At 44.8% G+C, this 3,170-nt stretch carries 3 protein-coding genes and 1 pseudogene; 3 read left to right on the forward strand and 1 reads right to left on the reverse strand.

Annotated features, from left to right (window positions below):
- The first annotated feature begins 88 nt into the window (after nucleotides 1-88).
- The 3 genes and pseudogenes from tnpA to tnpC all read left to right on the forward strand — a co-directional run bounded on the left by tnpA (nucleotide 89) and on the right by tnpC (nucleotide 2,346).
- Nucleotides 89-388: an IS66 family insertion sequence element accessory protein TnpA gene (gene tnpA / locus ACKLNH_RS20455; protein ID WP_413114111.1), complete on the forward strand. Its 300-nt coding sequence runs from the start codon at nucleotides 89-91 to the stop codon at nucleotides 386-388.
- Complete coding sequence (gene tnpB, locus ACKLNH_RS20460; RefSeq protein ID WP_413114112.1) at nucleotides 385-729, forward strand: IS66 family insertion sequence element accessory protein TnpB; 345 nt, start codon at nucleotides 385-387, stop codon at nucleotides 727-729. The genes tnpA and tnpB overlap by 4 nt, the downstream gene beginning before the upstream one ends.
- Before the next feature lie 86 nt (nucleotides 730-815).
- Nucleotides 816-2,346 (forward strand): annotated as a pseudogene (gene tnpC / locus ACKLNH_RS20465) (IS66 family transposase).
- A gap of 335 nt (nucleotides 2,347-2,681) precedes the next feature.
- On the opposite strand, the gene ACKLNH_RS20470 reads toward tnpC, so the two are convergent.
- On the reverse strand, nucleotides 2,682-3,170 hold a 489-nt coding region (locus tag ACKLNH_RS20470), incomplete at its 5' end, for a hypothetical protein (RefSeq protein WP_413114113.1).

The raw sequence follows: 3,170 nt of genomic DNA on the forward strand, positions 1-3,170 counted from the left end.
ATCTGCGTTACAATGTAAGCGTGCAATTAACCACACGTTCTAATTCCAATCTGCTTTTGTCATAGTTTCTCAAACAAACGGAGGAACTATGACTCAATCAGAAAAACACCAACATTGGACTAACATCGTTTCCAAGCAGCAAGAAAGCGGCCTTTCTATTCCGAGCTTTTGCAAAGAGCACGTCATCAATTACGCCACTTTTCACTACTGGCTAAAGAAACTTAAACAAACTGATGATGAACAAATCGCCCACCAAGTGGTAATGAGTGATCGTCCATCTTTAAGCGTGGATACGGTTGTTGTACATCTTCCGAATGGTCTTAGAGCGGAGCTGCCGACCTCTTTATCACAGACACAAATTCAAACTTGGCTTAAGGCACTGCAATGATCCCAAGTGGCGCTGTTTATCTTGTCTCTGGTATTACCGACATGAGAAAGTCGATTGATGGCCTGTCTCTCATTGTCGCAGACGTGTTAGAAATGGATCCATTGAGCAGCGCGTGGTTCATCTTTTGTAATCGTGGCCGAGATAAAATCAAAATTCTCTTTTGGGACACCAATGGATTTTGGCTCTACTATCGCCGATTAGAGAAAGGCCGCTTTAAGTGGCCCAAACCCACGGCAGCGGGGCATATCCATATCTCTACGCAACAGCTTAACTGGTTATTATCTGGATTAAATCTTGAAAACCCTAAGGCTCACCAACCCCTTTATGGACGAGAAGTGTGAGCTAGAATACTGATCCTTACATTGGGCTTGAACGATCCTTTTTCGCTGTCAGACTAAGCGGGAATAATAGATAACGAGCCCTAACCATGACCGAACTTCCTGATGATGTAGAACAACTCAAAGCGATGCTGCTTAAGCTTCAGGAAGAGAACAGCGCTCTCCAAAAGACAGTCGAGACTCAAGCCGAGGAAGTCGTTGAGTTAGAAAATAAAATGCAGTTGCTTCTAGAGCAACTGAACTTGAGTAAATCTAAGCGCTTCTCAGCCAAAAGCGAAAAAAGAGCCCAAAGGCACATTCAATGAAGCTGAGCAGCAAAATGCATTGCCAAAATCGGCCCCGAAACATCATAAGAAAGGCCGAAAACCGCTGCCAGCAGAGCTAGAGCGTGAAGTTCACCAACACACACTCAATGCCCCTTATTGTGAATGCTGTAATGAACCTCTACATGAGTGCGGCACTGAAGTCTCAGAAGAGCTAAAAATCATTCCTCAGAAAGTCAGCGTCGTCCGCCATGAGCGCACCAAGTACGCCTGCCGTCAGTGTGAAAAAACACAGACCAGTAGCAAGATCATCACCGCGCCTCGACCTGCCAATATGATCCCCCAAAGCATCGGTAGCCCTGAAGCCTTCGCCGCTGTCGTGACGGCAAAATATGTTGATGCGCTGCCGCTTTATCGCCAGGTTGAGATTTTAAAACGTTCTGATATCGACTTAAGCCGCGGGACACTGGCCAACTGGTGTGTGCAGTTGGGTAATAAAGTGAATGTCATCGTTGAGGCAATGAAAGCCCATTTACTGAATGAGAAGCTAATCTGTGCCGATGAAACCACGGTTCAAGTGTTACGAGAGCAAGATCGAAGTGCCCAGAGCAAATCTTACATGTGGGTCTATCGTAGCGGTGAGTTCGTCAAACAACCTGTGGTGATTTACAACTATCAACCAAGTCGCGCGGGGCAATGCGTCAAAGACTTCTTAGGTGATTACTCTGGCTACCTGCTTACCGACGGGTATCAAGCTTATAACGGTCTCGATAATGTCAGCCAAGCCGGTTGCTTAGCGCATGTCCGGCGCAAATTTACTGATGCACAAAAATCCCAACCGAAGAAGAAATCAGGCCGAGTAGAAAAGGCTATTAACTTCATCGCCAAGCTTTATGGTATTGAACAAGAATCCAAAGGCTTAAGCGCTGTCGAAAGGCAGCAGTTACGCCAACAAAAATCAAAACCTATCTTAGAGAAGTTCCATGAGTGGTTGCTGGAAAGCCAAGAAAAAGTGCTGCCTAAAAGTCAGCTCGGTGGCGCTATCAATTACACAGTTAACCAATGGCCTAAGTTGCTCACTTACTTAGAAGATGGCGACATAAGCATTGATAATAATGTGACTGAGCGAGATATCCGCCCGTTTACAACGGGTCGGAAAAATTGGATGTTCTCAACCTCGGTTGAAGGCGCAACAGCGAGTGCTAACTTGTATAGCTTAGTGATGACGTGTCGGGCGAATAATATCAATCCGTATTACTACTTCACGCACTTATTCAAAGTGCTACCGACGCGATCTCCTCAAGATGATTTGACCGATCTTATGCCTTGGAACTTGGAAATCGATGAGGCCGAATAAGGCCTCACTGCTTAATTAGACGCTTACATCGCCTAAGCCTGTCACATGTGGCAGGCACTTTTATCTCTATGACTTGGAAGATGGCATTTACATAGAGTCAATCGTAATAAGAAGACACTATCTTCATTAGGAAAGCTAGGTCTTATAGCGCTTGAATGACGTGGGATATCGAGCAGGCTATAAATCGTTTTGGGGCATTTCCTTGCTAGCGATGATCGCGCTGAGAAGCCTCTGGACAAAAGTGTGTCAGTGACTTTGCTAAATTAGCATTTGACGGATAATCTCAGGTATTGCAATACCTCTTATCGATCGGCCAAAGGAACTCATTCACTACACTACCAATTAACTCTTTGTTGAATGGATGTAGTAACAGGGTCGTAACTACCTCGACCATAACTACGAACAACGGCATTTACCCTTGCTGCCTCACCGATAACTTCTCGAATTTTCTCAACCGCCTCTATTGATGCAACGACTAACCATCCATTCGAACATATGTCATCCCTTTTCGGGGGCTGCCGAGAAATAGGACCATCTTTCCAGCAGATGCTTTCAACCATTGTATTACCTTTATCATCAACCCAACGAAATAGCCCCTCCTTTGAAATAAACCATCCCAAGGAAAAACCTATAGATGGATTTAATGCTAACCATTCAATACCTCCATGATCGATGTATGAACCTGTACCATAAATGACCAGTGATGGTTCTCTGGTAGCAGTAATATCAGGGTAATCAATTGCAGACCAATGCATCATACTTGGGAATAAAGCAGAAGGAGAGGTAACTTCTACATCGACATTCCATTCAGGATGGCAGACTGT

Source organism: Thaumasiovibrio clandestinus (assembly GCF_047250365.1).
In the GTDB taxonomy this organism is placed as follows: Bacteria; Pseudomonadota; Gammaproteobacteria; order Enterobacterales; family Vibrionaceae; genus Thaumasiovibrio.

Coding starts and splice junctions, on each gene's coding strand:
- tnpA (WP_413114111.1), top strand. CDS start 89: ATGACTCAATCAGAAAAACACCAACATTGGACTAACATCGTTTCCAAG.
- tnpB (WP_413114112.1), top strand. CDS start 385: ATGATCCCAAGTGGCGCTGTTTATCTTGTCTCTGGTATTACCGACATG.